This is a genomic window from Nocardia sp. 2TAF39 (assembly GCF_052114905.1).
Classification (GTDB): domain Bacteria; phylum Actinomycetota; class Actinomycetes; order Mycobacteriales; family Mycobacteriaceae; genus Nocardia.
On the sequence record NZ_JBFRFQ010000033.1, the window covers coordinates 39,838 to 62,464 of the forward strand.

Here is a 22,627-nt window from a genome sequence, read left to right on the forward strand (position 1 = left end):
CGTGGTTGAAACATATTGCTATATAGCCGATCTCGTGCTTGCAGTAAACACGCAGGAAGTGCGGTCGTCGAAGATCGATGTGAGCATCAATGGCCGAATGTGGGGCGTCGGCAACGAACGGCCGGAAGCAACGGTCCCGATCGGCAGGGCTGCGCAGGAGCGTCAGTGCCTGTCGAAATGGGGCGCCGCCAGGGCTTCTCGGACGAAGGATCGCGGTAGCTCGGGTGCCAGCGTAGGGTCCGCGTCGAGGGTAGCCAGTATCCGATCCATTGGCCAGCCCTCGTCGGCTGCGAAGCGGATCAACCCGTGCTCGGCACACCGTGTGAGCGCCGGGACGGCAAGGGCGATCGCCTCGTCCGGTCGTCCGGATGCGGAAAGACTTGCTGCCCATAGGAGTTCGGCCGATGTCGCCGCGCGGGGGCGGACGACGGCGGCGGTTTCGCGCATCAAGCGCTCGGCGAGCGTACACGCCAGCTCGGCCGCGGCGGGCGAGTGGTCGTCGAGCAACAGCCGAATCGCCGTGTCCTGCTGGAGTTCCGCTGTTAGTCTGTGTATCCCGTCCGGCTGACGGAGGTTGCGGGGCAGCTGGATGAGCTCGCCACGGTCATCCTGATCGATCGGTAGTCCGATGCGCACGCGTTCGTTCACGATGCGCGCGGCCAGCCGGGGCAGGGAGAGGTTGGCCGCGATCTTGGCTCCCTCCATCAGCCGTGCCTCCGCCGCATCCCGGTCGCCGCGCACCGCCTTCACCCTGGCTCCGATTCCGTAGGTGGCGTTCATGAATTCGACGAGGGCGCCTTCGGGGCCGAGCGCGGCGCTGTCGTCGAGCAGCTCGTCGGCGCCGACGAGATCGCCGCGGTGGTATTGCAGCGCGCCGAGAAGTGCGGATGCCAGCGTAGCGCCGTGCGTACGGGTTCCGATCGTCCGTGCCAGTGCGAGCGCCGTCCGCAGGTCGGATTCGGCCGCCGCAATGTCGAGCTGTTCGTAGGCCGCTATCGCGGCCAGGCAGTACCCGTAGACGACGGCGAATGGCCCGTTGCACTGCGGGCGATACGGTGCTGCCCAGTGTTGCCAGCGGCGCGCCTCGTCGAAGTCGAAGCGGTTCAACGCGCATGTGGACCCGGTGCTGGCGGCAACCATGGCGAAGAAGGGGTCGAGCTGCCCTCCCGCCCCGTCGCCACGCAAGAGCTGCTCGACCGCCTCCGGCAAGCAACCGTAGTCATCGGTGAAGTTCCCTGCCCCCGTGCGGATCAAGGACGCCTCCACTCGCATGGCGGCGGCGGCCTCGTCCGGTACACCCGCATCCAGGAGCGCATCGACCAGATCCAGTGCGGTGCGCGCCGCCAACGGTCGTTGTAGTGCGACGTCAGCCCAGGCCACCAAGAGCTGTACCCGTGGATTGGTTGTCGCGTATGCCGGTGGCAGTTTCGCGACGAGGCCGAGCACTGTCGCCATCTTCGCCTGTTCCAGCAGTTCTCGCCCGCGTTCTTCGATGATGCGGACCGCGCAGCCGACCTCGTTGGCGGCCAAGGCGTGGTCGACGGCCTCGTTGAGCATCTTGTGATCGGCGAACCATTTCGACGCTGTCTGGTGTAGCCGTCGGAGCCGGTCGGGGTCGTACCGGGTAAGCCTGTGTCGCAATAGATCTGCGAAGAGCCGGTGATATCGGAACCATGTGGAGTGATCGTCGAGGCGGTGCAGAAACAGCTCCAGATGTTCGGCTTCCTCCAGCATTTCCTGCCCATAGCCCACGCCCGCGAGCGCATCGGCGAGGTCGCCACAGATGGTCTCGGTCACCGAGGTCGACAGCAGGAAGTCGAGTAGGGCGGGGTCGAGCGTGTCCAGGATGTTCGATTCGACGTATTCGCCGATGGTGTAGTTGTGCCCGGACAGTCGCCCGATACATTCCGCGGGATTGTCCTTGCCGCGCAGTGACAAGGACGCCAGTTGCAGTGCGGCCGCCCAACCCTCGGTCGATTCCTGCAGGCTGGCGATGTCGCTCGCAGCCAACTCCAGTAAGTTGACGTCGACCAGGAAGGAATTGGTTTCTGCTTCATTGAATCGCAGGTCGTCGGAGTCGATTTCGACGAGTTCGTCGCATACCCGCATCCGGCTGAGCGGAAGCCCGGCGAGGCTTCGGCTGGCGACGATGATGCGCAGGTGGTGGCAGGCATTGTCGAGCAGGAATTCCATGGTCGCGAGGGCTGCGCGGTTGGTCACCCGATGCCAGTCGTCGATCACTATCGCGAATGTTTCCCCGCTGGAGTGAATCTCGTTGATCAGTGCGGTGCCGACGTAGCGGGTGGCGTCGATGGCTCGTTCCTCGAGAATCTGATCCAGTTCGCTGCCGAGCGAGGGCCGTGCGCGGCGGATCGCCTCGACCAGGTGTGCCAGAAACCAGACGGCGTTGTTGTCATCGGCATCGATGGTGAGCCACGCGACCTGAATCTGATCGGCTGCCAGCGTCTTCGCCCACTGGGCGGCAAGCGTGCTCTTTCCGAAACCCGCCGGCGCATGAATCACCGTCAACCGGCGCTGCTTGCCCTCCCGCAGGATCCGCAGCAGCCGGGGCCGGTCCACGAGTGCCCGCGGCGGTGTCGGTGGTCGGAACTTGGTCAGCGCCGTCGGCGGAGGCGTGGTCTGGCGCCCCACGCTCGCGCGTGACGGAACATACTCCAGCAGCGGCGGATGCCCGGACTGCCTCGGAGGGCCGGGGCCGGTGGCCGGGGCGCAGCGGCTCAGCACGTCCCGCAACTGACGTTGGTAGGCGACAGCGGATTCCGGGCGTGCCCGTGGGTCGCGTGCCATAGCTGCCTCGACCGCGGCGACAGCCTCGGCGGGAATCTCCGTTCCGCGCAGGTCCGGGATCGGTTCGGTCTTCATCCGCAGGAATTGCGCTATGACGCTTTCGTTGGTCCGGCGCTCGAAGGCCGCATGCCCGGTCAGTAGGCAGAACAGCGTCGCACCGAGACCGTAGATGTCCGAGGCCGGGTTAGGTATCTCATCGTCGAGCACCTCAGGTGCGGTGAATGCCGGAGTGCCGGTGATGCGCCCCGCCGCGGTCTCGAAACCACCGCTGATGCGGGCGATGCCGAAGTCGGCCAGCTGTGGGTGACCGTAGTCGGTGACCAGGATGTTGGCGGGCTTTACATCGCGGTGGATGGTCCTGGCGGCATGGGCGGCGGCTAGGGCTCCGGCGATGCGTTCCCCGATCGACAGCACCTCATCCCAGGGGATCGGCCCCGTCGAGCGTAGTCGGCTTTCCAATGATCCCCGGGAGTGGAAGGGCATGACGATGTAGGGTCGGCCGGTGGCCGTGATGTCGGCCTGCAAGATCTGCACGATGTTGGGATGCCCGTACAGACGACCCAGCGCGTGCTGCTCGCGGACGAAGCGCTCTCGCTCCTCACCAGTGAGTTCCGACGTGAGGACCTTGATAGCAACGGCGCGGTCCAATGATTGCTCGGTGCAGCGGTACACGACGCCGAATCCGCCCCGTCCGATCTCTTCGGCGTCGATGAATCCGGCCGCGGCCAGCTCCGCCATGAGGCCAACCTGCAGGTCAGGCTGGGTTGGGGTGGGATCGTATTCCGACATGGCATGCGCCCACTGTCACCATGCCGGATCCGCGTGCTCATGGGCCGCCCGGCGTCGCCGAAAGACGACGTCACCGTGGCTGCGAAGGTAGATAACCATATGATCACCTCGCGAAGCAGAAACCTTCACACTACTTCCGAGCATAGACACTGTGGCGATGTCAGCCGACGGTTGCGCCCGCGGACGGGGTGAGGCGGTCGTCGGCTGCGGTAAGCACCCACTTATTCATACCCTGTCCTTCCGCGCTCAGTACCCGAGTGCGGGATCGATCGGCGCCAGCAGCTCGCGTCCGGCGAGGAACCGCGTCACGTTCTCGCCGACGTGATCCGCGAACGCCGCGAACCGCAACTGTGGCGGGTTCGAATCATGCGGCGTGACAATGGCATTCGGCAGCACCCAGAGCGGGTGGCCGTCCGGAAGCGGTTCGGGGTCGGTGACGTCCAGCGCGGCGCCGCCGATCGCGCCCGACGCCAGCGCCGCCACCAGGGCGTCGGTGTCGATGAGGCTGCCGCGAGCCACATTGACGACCCAGGACGACGGCTTGAGCCGGGAGAGTTCGTCCGCGCCGAGGAGGTTCCTGGTGTCGGGGGTGGCGGGCGCAGCGATGACCACATGGTCGGTGCGCGGCCAGATCCGGGCGAGATGGTGGGCGGCGAGCGTTTCGACGGTGTCCGGGATGCCGGGACCGGTGACCGGTCGCCCGCTGCGGTTGACGGCGATCACGTGCGCGCCGAGCGGAACCAGCATCGGGATCAGCGCGCGGCCGATGCCGCCCGCGCCGACGATGGTCACCGTCTTGCCGCGCAGCGTGCCGACATGCGGAAAGAAGTCCTGTTGGCGCCAGCGCGCGGCGCGCAGGTGTTCGGGCAGATACCGGACGCCCGCGAGCAGCAGCATGAGCGCGTGCTCGGCCACGCTGGCCGCGAAAGCGCCTGCGGCGGAGGTGAATCGGACATCGGGATACTTGGCGAAGATGCCCGCGGCGAACCAGTCCTCGATGCCGGCGGCGGGGAGCTGCACCCATTCGATGGTGGCGGGCAGCTCGTCGGGGAACTCACCGGGACCCTCGGCCCAGATCAGCGCGCGCGCTTCATCGACTTCCGACACAGCGGCCCCCGCCTCCAGCACCGCCTTCTCCAACAGTGCGGGGGGAGGTTCGGCCGGGCCGATCGCGATCGGTACTGCCGGTCGGCTCATGGATGGACCTCCTTCGGTGCAGTATGGCGCGGTCAGCGGCGGTGCGAACAGGCCGACGACGACCCGGGGTCGCCGCAGCGACGGTAGCACCGTCGCGCGGCCGCCGGACGGCGGAGTGTCGCACAGCACCCGCCCACATCGGCTCGCGCTAGCTCTCGTCCAGGTCCGTCTGCGCGTCCAGCTCGGCGTCCACCTTGTCCCGGTCGGCCCACTCCAGCAGTCGATCCAGGTGGAACACCGCGTCGTCGATGCCTACGTGCAGGTCGCCGAGTTCGGCGAAGCGCGCGGGCACGGTGGACATGGTGAAGTCGCGCGGATCGATGTCGGGAATCTCGTCCCACCGCACCGGTGTGGAGACCGTCGCAGCGGGGACGCCGCGCACCGAGTACGCGGCGGCGATCGTGTGGTCGCGTGCGTTCTGGTTGTAGTCGACGAACAGCAGTTCCGGGTCGCGGTCGCGGCGCCACCAGGTGGTGGTCACGTCGTCGGGCGCGCGGCGCTCGACTTCGCGGGCGAACGCGAGCGCGGCGCGGCGGACGTCCTTGAATCCCCAGTCCGGCGCGATCCGGACGTAGATGTGCAGACCCTTGCCCCCTGAGGTCTTCGGCCAGCCGACCGCGCCGAGTTCGTCGAGCACCTCGTGCACGACGCCCGCCACCCGACGCACCCGCGACCACCGGCAATCCGGCATCGGGTCCAGGTCGATGCGCCATTCATCGGGCCTCTCGGTGTCAGCGGAGCGGGAGTTCCAGGGATGGAACTCGACCGTCGACATCTGCACCGCCCAGATGACATCGGCGAGCTCGGTGACGCAGAGCTCGTCGGCGTGCCTGCCGTAGCGTGGGAAGAACACCCGCACGGTGGTAATCCAGTCCGGCGCGCCAGCGGGCAGCCGCTTCTGGTGCACTTTGTTTCCCGCCAGCCCTTTGGGGAACCGGTGCAGCATGCACGGCCGGTCGCGCAGCGCGTTGACCATGCCGCCTCCGACGCTCAGGTAGTACTGCACCAGGTCGAGCTTGGTCGCGCCGGTTTCCGGAAAGTAGACCCGGTCCGGGTTGGAAATGCGGATCGTGCGGTCACCGACCTCGAGTTCGACCGCCGGCGCCGCAGACTTGCTGGCCACGCGTCCGACCCTAACCGATGCCCCGGACAGGTTTCGGACCTTGCACCGTTCTGGTATGCATACGAGTGTGAGCAAGTCGACGCGCGTGACGGTCACACTGGATCCCCAAGTGGCCGAATGGGCCAGGCAGGCCGCCGATCGCCAGAACCGCAGCCTTTCCTCCGTGATCAACGCCGCGCTGCGCACCACGCTCGTGCACGAAAGCCTGACCGCCCTGGTCATCGACGAGGAGGCCGAGTTGGGCGCCGCGTACGAGGACGTGCAGCTCACCCAGGCCGCCGAGAACGACGCCAGCGGCGCGGCATGAGGCGCGGCGAGGTCTGGCGCTATGCCCCTACGCTGCGCGACGGCACCTTTTTGCCGCGGCGTCCGACCGTCGTGCTGGTGTCCGACTCGGCGGTGATCACGTCGCATTACCGCTGGCTGCACGTGGTTCCGCTGCGCGACGCGGACCCGGGCCATGTGCTGGCCACTCGAACCGAGCACGGCTGGGCGGACACCCTCGAACTGCTCCGCGCCTACCGGCCGTGGCTCACCGAACAGCTCGGCGTCCTGACCGCGGCCGAGACGGAATCCCTCGACGCGAGGCTGCGGGCGACACTCAGTCTGTGAGGGTGCGCGGCGACGTGTGCGGCCGACCCCGCATCCCACAGACGGGAATAGCGGGGGAACCATTCGCGCACCTGGGCGAGGTCCGGCAACTCGCGTTCGTCGAAACCGACTCGACAAAGTCCTATGAGGCGCTCGACCGCGTTCGCGCGCTTTCGACCACCAGTCGATGCAGCACCTTCGCCGGACCGCATGCACCCTCACCACACAACTCGACTTCCGCGAAGGCCACCACCAAAGCCTCGCGGGGATGGAATCGCCCGCGAATGATGCTGCGGCCACTCAATTGCGAACGCCACTGCCGGTAACCGCGGACCACCCGCGCGAGCGGCTCGGCCCCGCTCCACGGGCCACTGATCCGCCGGTATTCGGCGATCAACGACCGCTGCGCCAGCTGCCGCGGTTGCCGGCCCGCCAAGGCTTCGAGGATCCGGCCCAGATCCGCGACGATGATCGAATACATCGGCTGCTCTTCGGATCCAGAAATCGACACGCCTGATTGCCCTGCAGCAGAAAGTATTTCGGCAACTTTGGCGGGATTCACCGCGGCTGCCCGATCGAGCTGGATCCAAGGCGCCGTCTTCGCCCCGTCCGGCTCGCCGACCGGGCGATCCCATGCCACCCGAGATATTTCGCCGCCGCCGAGTTCGGCGATCTCGATGCCGCCGAGGTTGAGGAACGGGTAGTGCCCAAGGATGTTGTCGATGGCCGCGGCAATTTCGTGGACTGTGGTTTCCGCGATGCCCGAGGTGTCGAACCCGACGACGTGCAGGTCGTGCCTGGCGGCGAGCGTCCGTGCTGCCGCCATAGCTGCACCGTCGGTCTCCACCTCGACGCGCGTCGGCTTTGCCGATACACGTTTCGGCTTGCGCGCCTTGGAATCCCGGTGTAGCTGCGCCGGCTTCGCCGCACGCGGCGGGGGACCGGTGGGGTGTGGCGGAATGGCTTGACCGGGTGCCCCGGAGCCGGGACCCGACCAGGGGGTGCCTGCGACGCTTCGCGGGGAGGGTGTCCTGCTCTGGCGACTCGACCACGGCGTGCCCGCCCCGCCGGTCGTCGCCGGGCGGGCGCCGGCGGTGGGAGTTGCGGTCGCCGGGGTCGCGGTGTCCCGGCCCGGCTGGGGCGTGGCGCCCTGGACGGCCCGCGGCGGGCTGCCGTGGACAGCCTGCGGGGCGACGGCGCCCGGGTCTACCTGCAGACCGTCGGGCGTTCGGGAGCCATCCACCGGCTCGTAGTCAGGGGATCCCGGTTGCCTGGGCGCACCTGGGTTGCCGTAGGGCTGGTATCCCGGCTGCCCGGATGTGACGGGGGCGTCGGCGGAGCCCGGAGACGCGGTGCTGCCGTTCGTGTTCGACTGGGGAGCGTAGGAGGACGGCACTGATTGGGGCACGAGACCGTTCTGCGCTACCGGCTGCTCGACCAACGGGCTGGTCGACGGGAGCCCGTCCGAACCGATGCCGTTCTGCCCGATCGCGTTGATCTGCCGGCCGATTTCCTGGTCCTGATTATCGAAAGTCTTTGTGACGCCTGCAATTCCGTCACTCAAGCCGCGGATGTTGTCGACCAGGTTCTGGAAGCCCGTCAGGCCCTTCTTCGCCTCCGGCTCGTAGGTGTCGCCGATGACCCGTCCCGGCTCGTCGTTGCCCCAGCACGCACCCTCCTGATGCAGGGTGTCCTTCAATCGGGTCAGATCCTGCTGTGCGGCATCGGCCAGTGCGGCGAGTTCGTTGACGAGCGCCTCCGCCAAGTCGGAATCTACGCGCAACGAATCACCCATGTCCGGCAACCCTTCAACCCCTCGCCAGCGGAACCGAGAAAGTGATTATCCGACGGATCGGATCGCCGCGGCACCCGCCTTCCCGATGCTAGGAAGGATGGATGCCGGCTGCGGTTGCACTACAACCGTTCGTGCCCGGATTCGAGCGGCTCACGCAAGCTGGGTGCGCCGGGCACCAGATCGGATAGGTCCGGCATCGCGTCGGCGGCAGCGGTGATCGGAGCGATGATTTCCTGGGTTTGCTCGCTCGCCAGCCGCGCCGCCTCCCGTGCTGCCTCGGTCACCGACCGGCCGAGCTGTTCCAGGCTGCTACGGACGGCTTCCGCTGCGAACCGTACGTCGGTGACGACACCGCCGGAGTCGGTGGTCACTTCCACCAGGCCGTCGGCCGACTTCGCGACGGACCGCGCCGCAGCCAACTTCTCCTGGACCTCCGACAGGTGGGCGCGCTGTTCGGCGAGTTGGTTCAAAATGTAGTCGACCTGGTTACGCATGCCATAGTTGGCCGAGCGCAGCCCTTCCCGCTCCCAGCGATCCATCGGTCACCCTCCTCCCATCTCGTCTCCGAACACCAGCCGTGGCGTTCGGCGAACCGCCGCTCGAAATCGGCCCGGTACACCGGAACGGATCCTCGCCGTAATCATATTCGACCTCGATCTCGCCGGAACTGGCCAGCACCACCAGTATTCGCCACCACGGTTCCGCACCTGACGAGTTTCGCTGAAGTGTTGGCATTGCCGAAGCCGCCAAGCAACCCCGCGGTCGGCGCACCCTGGCGCGAAACCGGCTTATCCTCCTATGTTTTCGTTGCTATTCGTACCGTTACGCGGCACGAGAAGCCGGTGTTACTACTCCTCTGCTCGGCGACAGTCGATGCTGGTCGGGATGTCGATTCAATCCCTTCGTTCGTGGAGGTACCGTCGTGGCCGAGTCCATCATTCAGCTCCGGACTTGTGACGGTTGCGTGGATCACTGGACGTTGCGTCGAATCCCGCACGGCCGCCTTCACGCTAGGGGCCACCCGATATCCCACGCCGGCGAGTGCGGCGCGTGGATCAGTCGTGTCGAGCCCGCGGCGAGTGGCTCGAGCGCTCGGGTGTAGACCGCCATCAATAGCCCGGCTCGATCTTTGTAGCGATAGAAGATGCTGCCCTGCATCACTTCTGCTCGCTCGGCGATGGCTTTGGTGGTCGGTCGCACAATGCCCTTCTCGCGCAGCAAATCGTAGGCGGCTGTGAGTACGCGGGCGTGATCGACCGACGCCGGCCTACCCGGCCGCGCGGACTTCGGATCGGACATATCAGCAGCATGCCGTGGCGTGTTTGAGTGCGCTCGAAAACAGGGGAGGTTCGATATGCCCAGCTCGCTGTTCGTAGATCCGAGTCAACTCCGTTTCATCGCACTGGAATTCGCCGCGATCGAGGGTGAGTGTTGGGGATCCGACGATCTGAGTCGGGTGTTCGCCGAGACGTACGTGCCGGGTGCCGAAGGTATGCGGGGGCTCGGGAACGCCGCGGCGAACGGGGCGACCGCCGCCGTGGTCGACCTGGCTACCTCGTTCGAGGACAACCAGGGCTATCCCACGTGGATACGCAACATGACCGATCCCGGTACGACCACTCGCGCCCCGGATAACAGTGGCGGCACTGCCGTGCCAGCGTGTCCGGCCGACCGTCCGGTGCAGACGTCGACCACCTTGCCCGACAACACAAAGACAGCAGCTCGACAGCCCGTGCAGTGTTGCACCGGCTGGTGCTCGAAAGCGCGCGAGAATGGTCGAACACCTGGTGAATCTGGACTTTCCACCTGACATGTTCCCGTGGATACGGGATCTGGTGCTCGGACATCTCCCGGTGGGGAGCCCGGCCGGGATGCGCCGGGTGGCCGACGCCTGGGCGGAATCGGCGCAACAGCTGACCGACAAGCTGGACAGACTGCAGACGCTCGCCGCCCACGAAGCCGCCTCGGCGATCGACGGCGACACCGGTGACGCGATCCGCAAGCATCTGAAACAGCAGATCGCCGACGTGCAGGCACAGATCGGTTTCGCCGACAACATGGCCGAGCTGATGTACGAGAACGCCAATTCGCTCGAGTTGGAGATTTACGCTGTGTGGGGCGCCGGGATCGTCCTGTTCGGGTGGGTGCTGGCGGATCTGGCGATGGCTGCTCCGGCGAAAGTGGCCATAGACCGCAATGCAGCCGAGGCCACGATGAATCTCGCGCGCGCCGACAACGTGCTCACGCTGACGCAACGGGCCGGGGCATTCTTCGCCAGACATTTCGCCCTGGCAGCACGCAGTGCGGTCCCTGGCGCGGTCCTGCAGGGCGCGACATATGCCGGTGCCGAATATTTGCAGATCGTGCAGGGGCGCGGTAAACCCGGGCGTCGTACCTCGATGGATTGGGGTCAGGTTGGGGTGGCCGCGGCCGCGGGTGGTGTCGGTGGTTTCGTAGGCGCGGAGGTCGGGCGCGTGGTCGCGCCCGTGGTCAGCCGGCAGGTGCTGTCCACGGTGGCGGCGGGGGCCGCGGGTGGGGTTGTCGGCGGTATCAGCGGCGGCCTGACCGCATCATGGATGACCGGCGGCCAGCTGGAAGGCCGGAATCTGGCCCAGATGGTGCTGACCGGGCTCGGGTCCGGCATCGTCGGCGCTGTCGGCTCCGCGGTGCGGGTCGCGCGCGTCGGCGCCCCCGCTGGAGTGCCGATGAGCGGGGACCTCGCCGGCCAGGTCCCGGCGGACAGGGGGGCGAACGTGCCTCAGCATGGACAATCCATGCCCGCCTCCGGTGACGGCCGGACACCCCGACCGGCCGAGCTGCACTCGGACAGCGCGAAGAACATCCCGGGCAGGCTCGCAGGGGAACTGCGGGCGGGGCCCGAACAAGACGCCGTCAACAGCTTCGTCCCGGGCGATAGCAACCCACCCCGCAAACCAGGCGAGTTCGTCTCCGGTGACGACAACTCACCTCGCCGACCAGGCGAGCTGCGGGAAGTCCGTCCAGAGGAACTGCAAGCGATGGCCGACGCCCAGCACTTGGAGAAGCTTGCGGCCGCGGACGGCGGCGCTGTCGCGCCAGATGTGAAACCGACAGGCCCGCAGCATGGTTCACCGGAAAGGCCGCCCTCGTCAGCGACCTCGGGTGGTGCGCCGTCTCGACCCGGCCGCCCGGAGGACTGGCGTGTGTGGAAAACGGTGTCCGAGCAGATCAAGTACTCAGGCGACGGGGCGCCGATGCGTGTGGACGGGCCCGTTGTCTCGGTGGAACCGGCTTTGTCGGCGGGGCATCAAGCGACCGGACAGGCACACGGCGGCGAGCCGGGCGCTACCGGCACGAGCCCGGGCAAGGCCGGCACCAATGTCATTGTGGAAGCCCCTGCCGGGCAACGTGACCATCTTGTAGTGGATGCGGCCTCCACCGCCGAATCGGGCGGCCGTGTCGAGCACCACAGCGGGAAGGTCGAGGATGGCGGCCACGTGTCCGCGCCCTGGGACGGATCGCCAGTCGGTGGCGAACAGGCTCATCCGACAGGATCGGGGGACGCACCGCATGATTCGCCGCATCAGGGTGGGTCCGACGGTGTCGCAACGAGCGGGCAGGGTACGCCCGTCGAGAATGGCGGCGAGCTGGTGCCGGCCCATACTGTGGACGCGGGTTTGCGTAACTGTGCCCCCGAAGCGGTATCCCACACCAAGGAGGTGACCGGGAACGAGGATATCGATCCATCGATGCTCGGCGAGGTTGGTCCGCAGGGGGTTCCTGGTGAACTGTACGCGCAAGCGCTGCACGGGGATTGGCAGCTTTTTCCCTCGACGAAGGCGATAGCCGACCACGTTCACAGCACCGGAGACACAGTTTCCGCCGGTCTGCAGTTCAAGAATGGTGCGGGTGCACACGCCGTCGTGTTCAGCAAGAACGCTCAGGCCCAGGTCTTGCTGCACGAACGGGTCGGCGATACGGTCCGTGAGTTTTCCGGTGATCGCGTCCGACAGTGGAAAGTCGACGCACATGGGCGCCGAATCGGCGACATTGCTCAGCACAGGGAAGCGGATGCGGTCAACCAATGGTTGAGCAAGGTGTCACCACATGTCTTCAGTGCCCACGGGATCGTGTTCAGAGCACCGACACACGAGGGTGCCGCCCAACAACCCGCGTTGCCATCAGCGCCCGGACAAGCACCCAAAGGACCGGGTCCACACGACAAGTTGGCCGGCATGACCGGGCTCCTCGAACGAGACTCACCCGCAGCCATCCGCACCGAACACCCCCTCGACCTCAACCTCGACTTCGACAACTTCAAGGCCGGATTCGATCGAGACCTGGCACGGATGGGCGTCGACGCCCCCGCAGATCCAACAAACCCAACACCAGAGATCGCGCAATCAGCACCGTCGCATCCCCCTGCGGCCGCGGATAGCACTGCCGCACAGACGATCACGCCGAGACCAGACCCGGATGCCGCAGTGTCGGTGTCGCCGCTCCGTACCCCTGAAGCAGACGATCTCACCCCGCAAACGGTCTCACTGAAACCATCCGCGGATGCCGCAGTGTCGGTGTCGCCGCTCCGTACCCCTGAAGCAGACGATCTCACCCCGCAAACGGTCTCACTGAAAMCATCCGCGGATGCCGCAGTGTCGGTGTCGCCGCTCCGTACCCCTGAAGCAGACGATCTCACCCCGCAAACGGTCCCACCGAGACCAGCCCCAGATGCCGCACTATCGGCATCATCACGCCAAGTTCAAGACCTGAGCAGTCCCGCCGCACAGACGATCCCCCCGAGAACGGTTCCGGAGGTCGGGCCTCTGACGAGGAGCCCGCAGCTACACCCGCCCATCTCCGAGGCGATGGACGGCCCGCCGAGAACTCTCGTCGCAAATCCGGCCCCGCACGGTGCCGACGGCGACGAACTTCCCACCGCACCCCCGGACGTCGTCTTTCCGGAGCCGCTCACCTTCCCGGACCCCCGGCCGAGCGTCGTTCCGAACCCACACGTTCACGGTGTGCCGGACATTCAGGCGGAAAGGCCCGAGGAGTCCCCACTACCGAAGCCGGCCTACGTGCCGGTACCAGGCATTTCAGACGTGCCGGAGGAGGATCTGCCTCGGGACGCCACGCCCGTGCTGCCGCAGCTGCCCGCCCAATCCCCGGAGCGTTTGCCTGCCGCACCTGCGCGCGTCACGTCGCCATTCATCGACCCTGACGAGACCGATGACCCGAACAGTCCGATTACGCCCTGGACCGGGCCGAAAACACCCGCGGAGTTAACGCCTCCGACGCACGCACCTGACGCACCTTCGACCCACTTGCCGGCCACGCCCGCAAAAGGACCGGCCGAATTCACTCCGTCCACCCGATACGCCACTCCACCGAACCCGGAAACCCCAGGAGCGCCCCAGGATCCGACAAACCTGCCTGGTCTGCGCCCCGACGACCTCAGCTACATCCCCGACATCAGCGGGATCCCTCACATCAGTGGGCCCCCGCCCCATCAACTCGCGGCACCGGTCGCGGCGGTAGAGCCCCGTCCGGTCCCGTGGGCCAAGGCGGCAATGGGCGACGACCACGATCGTCGCCCTGATCGCCGCCGCCGCAAGAGGCAACGGGACTCTCCGACACCTGCGCAGGAGACGCCTCCGACACCGGACACGGCTGTGGGCCCGTTATCTACTCCGTGGTCTGCAAACAATCTCGGGCCGGTGACGCCGGAGAACGCCGATCCGGTCCCGGACCCGACCCGACCACCCGGCACATCACCAGAGACGGGCGACGCCGAGGCGACGGGCGCGGAGTCGGTGCGCCCGGGGCCAGGTCAGGACGAGGTGGTGTCGGCAGAGGCGCCCTCCGCGCGACGGACCCGGTGGTGGCGGGGATCGCGTCGTAGCCGGTCATCGGCGTCGGACGCGAAAGTTATCAAAATGCTGATCATGAGCAGCACGGTATCGAGCGCTGGTGGCAGCGTTCAGGCCGCCGGTCTCGGGCTGCTTGCTTTTGCCTTGACCGGCTCGCCAATTCTCGCTGGCCTGATCGCTGCCGCGGGCAGAATATCCGTTCTTCTGGCCGAGCCTCTGGCGGGCGTAATCGCCGATCGCTTCGAAAGTCGGCGAACCATGATTGCTGCCGAGGCCGTAGGTCTTGCTATGGCGATCACCGCTGGTGGCGCGATCTTCGCGGGTGTCGCGGGGGCACCTCTCGGCTGGTTGCTGGTTGCTACGGTGCTTGTAGAGGGGGCTGCGGCCACAATCTACGATCGCACTCTGAAAGTCGTGGTAAATAAACTCCTCACTGAGGAGAATGCACTGGAAAATACTCGAAAACTCAACATAAGGCCGTATCTCTCCGACCTCCTCGGGAGAGTTGCCGGCACTACCCTGATGGGCATAATTCGTTGGTTGCCGAACGTGGTCAACTCTGCATCCTATGTGTGGAATCTGGCAACCTTGAGTGCACTACGAAATGACTTCCCAGAACATCAACGAAATAACTCTGCGACCTCCAGGGGAAGGTTTAGCAGCGTTAGAAGCTTCGGGAAAGGTGTTCGCACGGTTTGGGGAAATCCGTTCCTCCGAAAAGCGTCCCTGGCGCTGTCGATCACCAACCTCGCCTTTGTTGGGATCAATCTCAAAACGGTGAATTTGATCGCTGACTCCGGCATGCCTGGGTGGGCCGCTGGAACCGTGCTCAGTGCGACCGCCGTCGGCGGAGTGGTGGGCGCTAAACTGCCGAAACGGCTGTACGAGCGTTTCAGCTACACAACCCTTTTTGGGTGGGGGCTCGGCCTGTGGACATTTCCCGTCGTTCTCCAAGCGCTCACCGCCAACCCATTCGCTCTTGCCGTGAGTGGCTTCACCATCCCGGTGATCGGCGTGGGGCTGAACAACAGCCGTGCTTTGTATGAGCGGGCCGTCTATCCCCCGGAGGTCTATGGCAGAGCTTCCAGCGCAATGGGACTGATCACCGGTGTCGGCACGGCATTCGGCGGCCTGCTGGGCGGGGTTCTGCTATCCACATTCGGTACTGTCACGACAGGTTGGATACAGGCCGCTGTCGTCGGAACGGTGGCGGCGGCCTCAGCATTCGGCGGCTCGTTCAGGTGGGGTAAGAAAGTGCTCCGCGGCCTGTTCAGGCGGGGTGGGTAGGAAGGGATCGCGTGAGGCTCCCCCGAGTAGTGAACACGGAATAAGCAGCCAGGATGAACAGGATCAGTTGTATCGCGAGGTCCAGATCTTTCGCCGGTCCGACGTATCGGCCTGATCCGGTTCGGATTCGGTTTTCGACTGAGTTTCTGGTCGTCGAGCGTGGCTGGGTAGCCCTTCAGCGGGTTGGCTGCCGGGTCCTATGGATGCCGACGTCCTCCACGTCATGTTGTGAATGTTATTGTGCCCGAAGGGGATCCGATCCAGCAGGCGGCGACCGCACGAATGGGCGGGCGCCAGCTGCTCCTTGCCCGGCGCTATGTCGGCGTGGCCAGCGCGAACGGCAGGACCGCGTCGGCTCCTGTGGCGCGTAGCGCGTGGGCGGCGACGGTGAACGTCCAGCCGGTGTCGGTGACGGTGTCCACCAACAGGATCGGGCCTGTCACGTCGGTGAGGTCGGGCACCTCCCACGAGTCGAACAGCCCCGCGACCCGGTGTGCGGAGTTCGCTGCGGAGACCGCCGGCCGGTCCGGCCGGGTCCGCAGCGTGCCGAGGTCGCGCAGGCGGCCGACTTCGGCGAGCCGGGCGGCGAGGGTGGCCGTCAGCACGGGATAGCGGGGGGATTCCTGCGCCAGCACCGCGGTGGGGCGGGCTGGCCAGTTCCATTCGCGCAGCACGGCGATACACGCGTCGAAGACCGCGTCGGGGACGGGGGCGTCCGGGCCGTCGAGCAACGCGCGCAGGCGCTGCCCCCAGCCGAGGTCGGTGAGCCTGCCGAGGACGCGGCCGGTCTCGGCGCCACCGGTGATCTTGCCGGACAACGGGATTCCGAGCTTCGCCATGCCGGTGGGCCACTGCTTGCGCGGAGCGAGGTCGATGCCGGGGCGGTCGAGGCGAGCTCTGGTCGCGGCGACGGCATCGGCGGCCACGGTGCGGTCGGGGCGGGCGCCGGTGCAGTTGTCACAGCGGCCGCAGCCGGGCGAATCCGCTCGGCCCGCGGGCAGTCCAGGGTCGTCGAGCTGACGACGCAGGAACTCCATCCGGCAGCCGGAAGTCGACTGGAAGTCGACCATGGCCTGCTGTTCGATCTCGCGGGCGGCGGACAGACGCTCATAGCGTTCGGTGTCGTAGATCCACGGCTGTCCGGTCGCGATCCAGCCGCCGCGTACCCGGCGCACCGCGCCGTCCACGTCGAGCACCTTCAGCACCATCTCCAGTCGGGAGCGATTCAGCTCGACCAGCGGTTCCAGCGCCGCCGTCGACAGCGCCCGGTCGGAGTCCAGCGCGTCGAGTACCGCGCGCACGATATGTTCGCGCGGAAAGGCGACGGAGGCGAAGTAGCTCCAGATCCGCGCGTCCTCGGGACCGGGCAGCAGGAGCACCTCGGCGCGGTCGGTGCCGCGCCCCGCGCGACCGACCTGCTGGTAATAGGCGATAGGCGAGGACGGCGCGCCGACGTGCACTACGAATCCGAGGTCGGGTTTGTCGAATCCCATGCCCAGCGCGGAGGTGGCGACGAGTGCCTTCACCTCGTTGTCCAGCAGCGCGGCCTCCAACGCCTCGCGTTCGGCGGGGTCGGTCTGGCCGGTGTAGGCGGCGACCCGGTGGCCGTGCGAGTTCAGCACGTCGGCCAGATCGTGGGCGGCGGCGACGGTGAGTGTGTAGACGATTCCGGAGCCGGGCAGCCGGTGCAGGTGACCGCTGAGCCAGGCGGTGCGTTCCACCGCGTCGTCGAAACGGACCACCGACAGGTGCAGCGATTCGCGATCCAGCGTGCCGCGCAGGACCAGGGTGTCGGTGCCGATCTGGGTGGCGACGTCGGTAACCACTCGGTCGTTGGCGGTCGCGGTGGTCGCGAGCACGGGCACGTCCGAACCCAAGTCGGCGATCAGGGTGCGGATACGGCGATAATCCGGCCGGAAGTCGTGGCCCCAGTCCGACACACAGTGCGCCTCGTCGATCACCACGAGTCCCGCGTCCGCGGCGAGCCTGGGCAGCACTTGGTCGCGGAAGTCCGGGTTGTTCAGCCGCTCCGGGCTGACCAGCAGCACATCGACCGCCCCATCGGCGACCCGCACGTGGATCTCGTCCCATTCGGTGACGTTGCCCGAGTTGATGGTCGCGGCGACCACCCCCGCACGCTGGGCCGCCGCCACTTGGTTGCGCATGAGGGCCAGCAGCGGCGAGACGATCACCGTCGGCCCGCGACCGGCCCCGCGCAGCAGCTTGGCCGCGATGAAGTACACCGCCGACTTACCCCAGCCGGTCCGCTGCACGACCAGCGCCCTGCGTCGGCGCACGACCAGCGCTTCGATGGCGGTCCACTGGTCCTCCCGCAGCCGCGCGCCGGGTCCGGCCAGCTCGCGCAGCAGATGCTCCGCGCGATCGCGCAGGTCGGGGGCGGTGAGGTCGATCTCAGGGACATCGGTCGCCGTGGTCATGCGCTCCATCGTGCCCGACAGTACCGACAGGCGGTCGGGCGCCGCGACCGCGCGCCCCGGTGCGCGCGCAGACCGGGCCACGGAAGCGGTCCGCGTACGCGCGAACCACCTCGGGCCCGAACTCCGCACGATGGCGCACAGCGCCGGCGAGGATCAGCTGTTCCAGGAACCTGGTGCGCTGATGCGGGTACCTGCCGAGCGCCGCGCGCGGTTGATGCCGCATCCACCGCGAATTCACCCTGCGGGACGGACAATGGGCTGAAAATATCTCCGTCACAGGGAAACCGCGCAGGAGGCCAGCATGTCGAGCAAATATCAGCCGCCTACGGGTTGGGCCCCGCCGGGAGCCGAGTTCCGCACCAGCGGTAATTTTTCGCGCGCCGCGCTCGGCACCCTCATCGGTTTGGTGGTGACGCCGATCGGAATCGGCTTGGCCGCCGATGGCGCACTCGACACCAGACACTGGGTGATCGTCGGGAGCGAGGGCGACCGGTGGGGCTCCAACGGGCAGATCATCGGCGGCGCGTTGCTGCTGTTCCTGGTCGCGCTGCTGGCCGCGTACTCGCCTGCGGGCACCGTGATCGCGGGTCTGGTGTGGGGTCTGGTGCCTGGCATCATGCAGATCGTGTCCCCGGACGAAACCTGGCGACTGATCGAGGAGTCACCAGCGCTGTCGCCCGAATTGCGTCTGGCCGTGCACAACTGGGTGCTCGGCGGCTTCGCCCTCGTCATCGGGCTGATGCTCATCGCGGCCGGTATCGCGGCCACCCTGCGCAGGCGCTGAATACCCGCGAATCTCGCACCAGGCGAGCACAACTCGCCCGGCGCGAGATCCCGTCCGGGTTCTCACCCCTTCACACAGAGCACCTGGTGCAGCGTCGCGACGACGTCGACCAGATCGTGCTGTGCCGCGATGACCTCGTCGATGTCCTTGTACGCGGCCGGGATTTCGTCCACGACACCCGCGTCCTTCCGCGATTCGACACCCTCGGTCTGGGCGATGAGATCGGCGACGCTGAACTGCCGCTTGGCCGCGTTGCGGCTCATCCGCCGCCCCGCGCCATGCGAGGCCGACTGGAACGAGGCCGGATTGCCCTTGCCACGCACCACATACGAGCGGGTGCCCATGGAGCCGGGAATCAACGCCAGATCACCCTCGCCCGCGCGCACGGCGCCCTTGCGGGTCACCAGCATCGGCACGCCGTCGATGATCTCCTCCGCCACATAGTTGTGGTGACATGAAACCGGCTGCTCGAAACGCACCTTGCGCCCGGTGAATTCGTCCTGCACCGCGCGGCACACCAGGGCGAGCATCACCGCGCGGTTACGCGCGGCGTACTCCTGCGCCCAGGTGAGGTCGCGACGGTAGGCGTCCATCTCCGCTGTCCCGGAGACGAATACGGCGAGATCGCGGTCGGGCAGATCGACGTTGTGCGGCAGCGTCCGCGCGATCGTCATGTGCCGCTCGGCGAGCTCCTTGCCGATGTTGCGGCTACCGGAGTGCAGCAGGATCCATACCGTGTCGTCCTGGTCCAGACAGACCTCGATGAAGTGGTTGCCGCCGCCGAGCGTGCCCATCTGCTTGTGCGCCTTGGACTCTCGCGCCTGCACATGGTGGTCGAGCGTCCGGAACGAACCCCAGAACCGATCCCAGCCCGCGCGCAGCGTCGCGGTGCTCGCGCCGAGCGCGGCCACGTCCCCGCCGAGCTCGCGCACATTCACCGCGTTCGCGTGCGCCTGGAAGCCGACCGGCACCGCAGCCTCGATCCGCGACCGCAGCGAATGCAGGTTGTCCGGCAGGTCGGCGGCGGTGAGATCGGTCCGCACGCTCTCCATGCCGCACCCGATGTCCACGCCGACCGCGGCGGGCGACACCGCGTCCTTCATCGCGATCACCGAGCCGACCGTGGCCCCCTTGCCGAGGTGCACGTCCGGCATCACGCGGACGCCGTGGACCCATTTCAGCCCGGCGATGTTCCGCAGCTGCTGCAGCGCGGCCTGGTCGACCTCGTGCTCGTGGGCCCACATCAGCGTCTGCGCCCTGGTGCCGCGCAGCTCGACGGGAAACATGCTCTCGATCCTTTCGTTGGTCTACACGATCAACGGTAGGCATCGAGGGCGGGCGACGCACCCCGGTTTTCGACCGACCGGATCGTTCCGCCTCAGCCGGCGACGCGGTGCTGCGGCCGGTCGAGCGCGGCGCGATAGACGCGCTCGGCATTCCCGTGGGCGAGCGCGGTGACCAGGTGTTCGGCGTCGGCGGCGGTGATCGTGTCGGCGACGATCCACTCGTCGATCAGCATACCGAGGCCGCGCCGCCAGAGCAGGGCGCCGAGGTAGTGCAGTTCCGGAAGCCCGTAGCCGTCCGACGAGTAGCACAGCGCACGGAACGGAGCGAGCTCGAGTGCCTCGGCGAGCACTGCCCCGGCGCGCTGTCCCACGTACGGGATGGTGAGGCCCAAGTCCAGGTGGACGTGCTCGAAGACGTGCGCGAGGTAGGCGGCGTGGCGATGGAAGGGCCAGCAGTGCAGCAGCAGCACCGAGAGCCCGGTGCCGGTTGTCCTGCGCAGAAAGTCGGTGAGCAGCAATGGGTCCGAACGGTGCAGTCGAAGATCCGGGTCGCCGAACCCGGTGTGGAACTGCAACGGGAGGCCGAGTTCGGCCCCGATACGCGCCCCGAGGCCGACCAGCCAGCCGAGCAGGTGCGGGTCGGTGAGCCTGCGTTCGGGCGCGAAGCTGGTCGGCGGATGATCATGCAGCGGGAAGTCCAGACCGCAGCGGTAGGCGACGATCGTCTTCAGCCCCACGGCATTCGTGGCCCGGGCCCGCAGCTCCGCTTCGATCCGGTCGTAGACGCCCGACACCGCGCCTACCTCGGCGACGACCTGTTCGGCCACGTCTTCCAGACGTACGATCTCGTGGACCGCACCGTCCGCCAGTTCGCCGAACTCTGCGGTGCCGCCGCCGAGGCCGGTGTCGATAAACCACCTGGTCACGCCCGTCGCGCGCAGCAGCCGCGCGGCGACCTCGCGTCCGCCGAGCCCGGCGCGATGACGGAGGTAGACGTCCGGACCGACATGGGCGGGCAGGTCGAGCGCGGGGGCGCACCAGCGGCGCACCGCGAGCCCGATCGCGGAATCGAAACTGCCGCGTGCGCCTTCGCCGAGCAACCGCTCGAAGCCGGGCCGGTCCAGATCGCCGGTGACCACGCCGTGACAGTGCTGGTCGGTGAGCGGAACGCCGTCGGTGAGCACGCTAGAACCGCCAACGGGTCAGGGCGACGAGCTCGTCCGCGCTCGCGGCGGTGTACCGCTGCGCTTCGGCTCGGCGCACGGCGAGTAGCGCGTCGTGCAGCTCAACGCCCATCGCGGTGGCCAGCACCGTGGACTCGGCGAGGCGGTCGGCGGCTTCGTTCGGCGTGGTGGGCAGTCGTCGCACACCCGACATCATGAGGGCTTCCGCATCGAAAGTCACGGGGTCCCCGGTTATTTCCGTAGGCAGGCGCAGTTCCTCGGCGATGCCGGACAACCCGGCCGCGATCACCGAACCGACGATCAGATACGGGTTTCCGGTCGCGTCGAAACACTTGATCTCGGCGTTGGCGGCCCACTGCTCGGTGCCACGCACCCCGGTGATGAAACGCAGCGCCGCCTCCCTTGCCTCGCGACCCCAGCACTGCCACACACCGGCCCAGCGCGAGGGCACCAGCCGCAGGAAGCTCGCCGGATTGCCCGCGCCGATCGCGACCAGTGCGGGCAGTTCGCGCAGCACTCCGGCCAGAAACGCTTCGCCGGTCCGCCGCATGCCGTACGGGCCCGAACCGCCGGCGAGCAGTGGTCCTTCGTCGTCGTGCACGGACAGGTGGAGGTGTGCTCCGGAACCGGCGCCGTCCGGCGCGATACACGGCGCCAGCAGCGCGCGCCACCCATGGCGTGCGCTCACCTGGCGAATCGTGTGCCGAACCAACACCGCCTCGTCGGCAGCGGCGACCGGCTGCGACGGTTCGACCGACAGTTCCAGCTGGGCGAGTGCGTATTCCGGGTGGAACTGGTCGACCGTGATGCCCTGCCTGGCCAGCGTCGCGACCAGGTCCTTGGCGTACTCGGCGACCTGACCGAGCCGCATGATGCTGTACGCGGGGCCGCCGATCGCGGGCGTGAAGCCGTCCGCGTCGTCGTCCCGGCCGACGGACCATTCGGTCTCGAAGGCCATCGACAGCTGAAGCCCTGTCGCGTGCGCCGCCTCGGCCTGGCGTGCCGCGAAGTAGCGCTGGCAGGCGACGAAGCGCGCGCCGTCCTGGGTGAACTTGTCGGCGGGCGCCCACGCCCAGCCCGGCTGGCAGGCCAGCTCGGTCAGCATCGACAGGTCCGGGACGAGCCGCAGATCGCCGTCGGGGCCGCCCAGATACCGCCCGACCGTCATCAGATCGTCGAAGGCGAAGGTCTCGAAGCACGGTGAGACGCCGACCCCGAATCGGGCCGCGTGGTGGAGCCGCTGCTCGGGCACCGCCTTCACCCGCGTGATGCCGGCGTTGTCGACGAAACTCAGGGCGACCATCGACGCATCCAACCTGCCGATCAACACGTCGGCGTCGCCGTCGGCGGGGATTCGATCCGGCGTCGTGGCCATGTGCACCACGATAAACGGCGCGGGCGCAAAGGGAGCCGAGGCTGTGCGGGCCGGTCGCGCTGATCAGAGGCGGTATACGGCCGCGCCGAGCGGGTGGAATCGGTGGCTTACCGGGTGCGTA

At 67.4% G+C, this 22,627-nt stretch carries 15 protein-coding genes; 5 read left to right on the plus strand and 10 right to left on the minus strand.

Annotated elements, in window-relative coordinates; genetic code table 11:
* Positions 1 to 162: 162 nt before the first annotated feature.
* From AB4Z47_RS20225 to ligD, 3 genes are all read right to left on the minus strand, one after another.
* On the minus strand, positions 163 to 3,597 hold the full coding sequence (locus AB4Z47_RS20225; protein ID WP_441952863.1) for a protein kinase domain-containing protein: 3,435 nt from the start codon (positions 3,595 to 3,597) through the stop codon (positions 163 to 165).
* A 246-nt stretch (positions 3,598 to 3,843) separates the two neighbouring features.
* Positions 3,844 to 4,794, minus strand: a complete 951-nt coding sequence (locus tag AB4Z47_RS20230) for a D-isomer specific 2-hydroxyacid dehydrogenase family protein (RefSeq protein WP_441952864.1) — start codon at positions 4,792 to 4,794, stop codon at positions 3,844 to 3,846.
* Between the two features lie 148 nt (positions 4,795 to 4,942).
* On the minus strand, positions 4,943 to 5,917 hold the full coding sequence (ligD, locus tag AB4Z47_RS20235) for a non-homologous end-joining DNA ligase (RefSeq protein ID WP_441952865.1): 975 nt from the start codon (positions 5,915 to 5,917) through the stop codon (positions 4,943 to 4,945).
* Between the two features lie 55 nt (positions 5,918 to 5,972).
* On the opposite strand from ligD, the gene AB4Z47_RS20240 reads away from it, so the two are divergent.
* Together AB4Z47_RS20240 and AB4Z47_RS20245 are read left to right on the plus strand one after the other, a co-directional pair.
* Positions 5,973 to 6,224 (plus strand): DUF6364 family protein, encoded by a 252-nt coding sequence (locus AB4Z47_RS20240; protein WP_441952866.1) that lies wholly within the window; start codon positions 5,973 to 5,975, stop codon positions 6,222 to 6,224.
* Positions 6,221 to 6,529 (plus strand): hypothetical protein, encoded by a 309-nt coding sequence (locus tag AB4Z47_RS20245; RefSeq protein WP_441952867.1) that lies wholly within the window; start codon positions 6,221 to 6,223, stop codon positions 6,527 to 6,529. The genes AB4Z47_RS20240 and AB4Z47_RS20245 overlap by 4 nt, the downstream gene beginning before the upstream one ends.
* Before the next feature lie 121 nt (positions 6,530 to 6,650).
* On the opposite strand, the gene AB4Z47_RS20250 is transcribed toward AB4Z47_RS20245, so the two are convergent.
* The 3 genes from AB4Z47_RS20250 to AB4Z47_RS20260 all read right to left on the minus strand — a co-directional run bounded on the left by AB4Z47_RS20250 (position 6,651) and on the right by AB4Z47_RS20260 (position 9,602).
* A complete protein-coding gene (locus AB4Z47_RS20250; protein ID WP_441952868.1) occupies positions 6,651 to 8,303 on the minus strand; it encodes a hypothetical protein in 1,653 nt (550 codons plus the stop codon).
* Between the two features lie 119 nt (positions 8,304 to 8,422).
* On the minus strand, positions 8,423 to 8,842 hold the full coding sequence (locus AB4Z47_RS20255; RefSeq protein ID WP_441952869.1) for a YbaB/EbfC family nucleoid-associated protein: 420 nt from the start codon (positions 8,840 to 8,842) through the stop codon (positions 8,423 to 8,425).
* A 466-nt stretch (positions 8,843 to 9,308) separates the two neighbouring features.
* Positions 9,309 to 9,602, minus strand: a complete 294-nt coding sequence (locus tag AB4Z47_RS20260) for a TetR/AcrR family transcriptional regulator (protein WP_441952870.1) — start codon at positions 9,600 to 9,602, stop codon at positions 9,309 to 9,311.
* Between the two features lie 55 nt (positions 9,603 to 9,657).
* Between AB4Z47_RS20260 and AB4Z47_RS20265 the strand changes: the two genes are divergently transcribed.
* Complete coding sequence (locus AB4Z47_RS20265) at positions 9,658 to 10,113, plus strand: hypothetical protein (protein ID WP_441952871.1); 456 nt, start codon at positions 9,658 to 9,660, stop codon at positions 10,111 to 10,113.
* Positions 10,076 to 15,439, plus strand: a complete 5,364-nt coding sequence (locus AB4Z47_RS20270; protein ID WP_441952872.1) for a hypothetical protein — start codon at positions 10,076 to 10,078, stop codon at positions 15,437 to 15,439. Before AB4Z47_RS20265 ends, AB4Z47_RS20270 begins: the two co-directional genes overlap by 38 nt.
* 314 nt (positions 15,440 to 15,753) lie before the next feature.
* Here AB4Z47_RS20270 and AB4Z47_RS20275 read toward each other — a convergent pair whose 3' ends face one another.
* A complete protein-coding gene (locus AB4Z47_RS20275; RefSeq protein WP_441952873.1) occupies positions 15,754 to 17,877 on the minus strand; it encodes a RecQ family ATP-dependent DNA helicase in 2,124 nt (707 codons plus the stop codon).
* 301 nt (positions 17,878 to 18,178) lie between these two features.
* Between AB4Z47_RS20275 and AB4Z47_RS20280 the strand changes: the two genes are divergently transcribed.
* Positions 18,179 to 18,661 carry a hypothetical protein gene (locus AB4Z47_RS20280; RefSeq protein ID WP_441952874.1) on the plus strand — a complete coding sequence of 161 codons (483 nt, stop codon included), beginning with the start codon at positions 18,179 to 18,181 and terminating at the stop codon, positions 18,659 to 18,661.
* Between the two features lie 62 nt (positions 18,662 to 18,723).
* On the opposite strand, the gene AB4Z47_RS20285 is transcribed toward AB4Z47_RS20280, so the two are convergent.
* From AB4Z47_RS20285 to AB4Z47_RS20295, 3 genes are all read right to left on the minus strand, one after another.
* The gene (locus AB4Z47_RS20285) at positions 18,724 to 19,947 is read right to left on the minus strand and encodes an RtcB family protein (RefSeq protein WP_441952875.1); all 1,224 of its coding nucleotides are present in this window, start codon (positions 19,945 to 19,947) and stop codon (positions 18,724 to 18,726) included.
* A 92-nt stretch (positions 19,948 to 20,039) separates the two neighbouring features.
* On the minus strand, positions 20,040 to 21,131 hold the full coding sequence (locus AB4Z47_RS20290) for an amidohydrolase family protein (protein ID WP_441952876.1): 1,092 nt from the start codon (positions 21,129 to 21,131) through the stop codon (positions 20,040 to 20,042).
* Position 21,132: 1 nt separating this feature from the next.
* Positions 21,133 to 22,506, minus strand: a complete 1,374-nt coding sequence (locus AB4Z47_RS20295; RefSeq protein ID WP_441952877.1) for a glutamine synthetase — start codon at positions 22,504 to 22,506, stop codon at positions 21,133 to 21,135.
* Between the last annotated feature and the right edge of the window lie 121 nt (positions 22,507 to 22,627).

Coding starts and splice junctions, on each gene's coding strand:
- AB4Z47_RS20225 (WP_441952863.1), bottom strand. CDS start 3,597: ATGTCGGAATACGATCCCACCCCAACCCAGCCTGACCTGCAGGTTGGC.
- AB4Z47_RS20230 (WP_441952864.1), bottom strand. CDS start 4,794: ATGAGCCGACCGGCAGTACCGATCGCGATCGGCCCGGCCGAACCTCCC.
- AB4Z47_RS20240 (WP_441952866.1), top strand. CDS start 5,973: ATGCATACGAGTGTGAGCAAGTCGACGCGCGTGACGGTCACACTGGAT.
- AB4Z47_RS20245 (WP_441952867.1), top strand. CDS start 6,221: ATGAGGCGCGGCGAGGTCTGGCGCTATGCCCCTACGCTGCGCGACGGC.
- AB4Z47_RS20250 (WP_441952868.1), bottom strand. CDS start 8,303: ATGGGTGATTCGTTGCGCGTAGATTCCGACTTGGCGGAGGCGCTCGTC.
- AB4Z47_RS20255 (WP_441952869.1), bottom strand. CDS start 8,842: ATGGATCGCTGGGAGCGGGAAGGGCTGCGCTCGGCCAACTATGGCATG.
- AB4Z47_RS20260 (WP_441952870.1), bottom strand. CDS start 9,602: ATGTCCGATCCGAAGTCCGCGCGGCCGGGTAGGCCGGCGTCGGTCGAT.
- AB4Z47_RS20265 (WP_441952871.1), top strand. CDS start 9,658: ATGCCCAGCTCGCTGTTCGTAGATCCGAGTCAACTCCGTTTCATCGCA.
- AB4Z47_RS20275 (WP_441952873.1), bottom strand. CDS start 17,877: ATGACCACGGCGACCGATGTCCCTGAGATCGACCTCACCGCCCCCGAC.
- AB4Z47_RS20280 (WP_441952874.1), top strand. CDS start 18,179: ATGTCGAGCAAATATCAGCCGCCTACGGGTTGGGCCCCGCCGGGAGCC.
- AB4Z47_RS20285 (WP_441952875.1), bottom strand. CDS start 19,947: ATGTTTCCCGTCGAGCTGCGCGGCACCAGGGCGCAGACGCTGATGTGG.
- AB4Z47_RS20295 (WP_441952877.1), bottom strand. CDS start 22,506: ATGGCCACGACGCCGGATCGAATCCCCGCCGACGGCGACGCCGACGTG.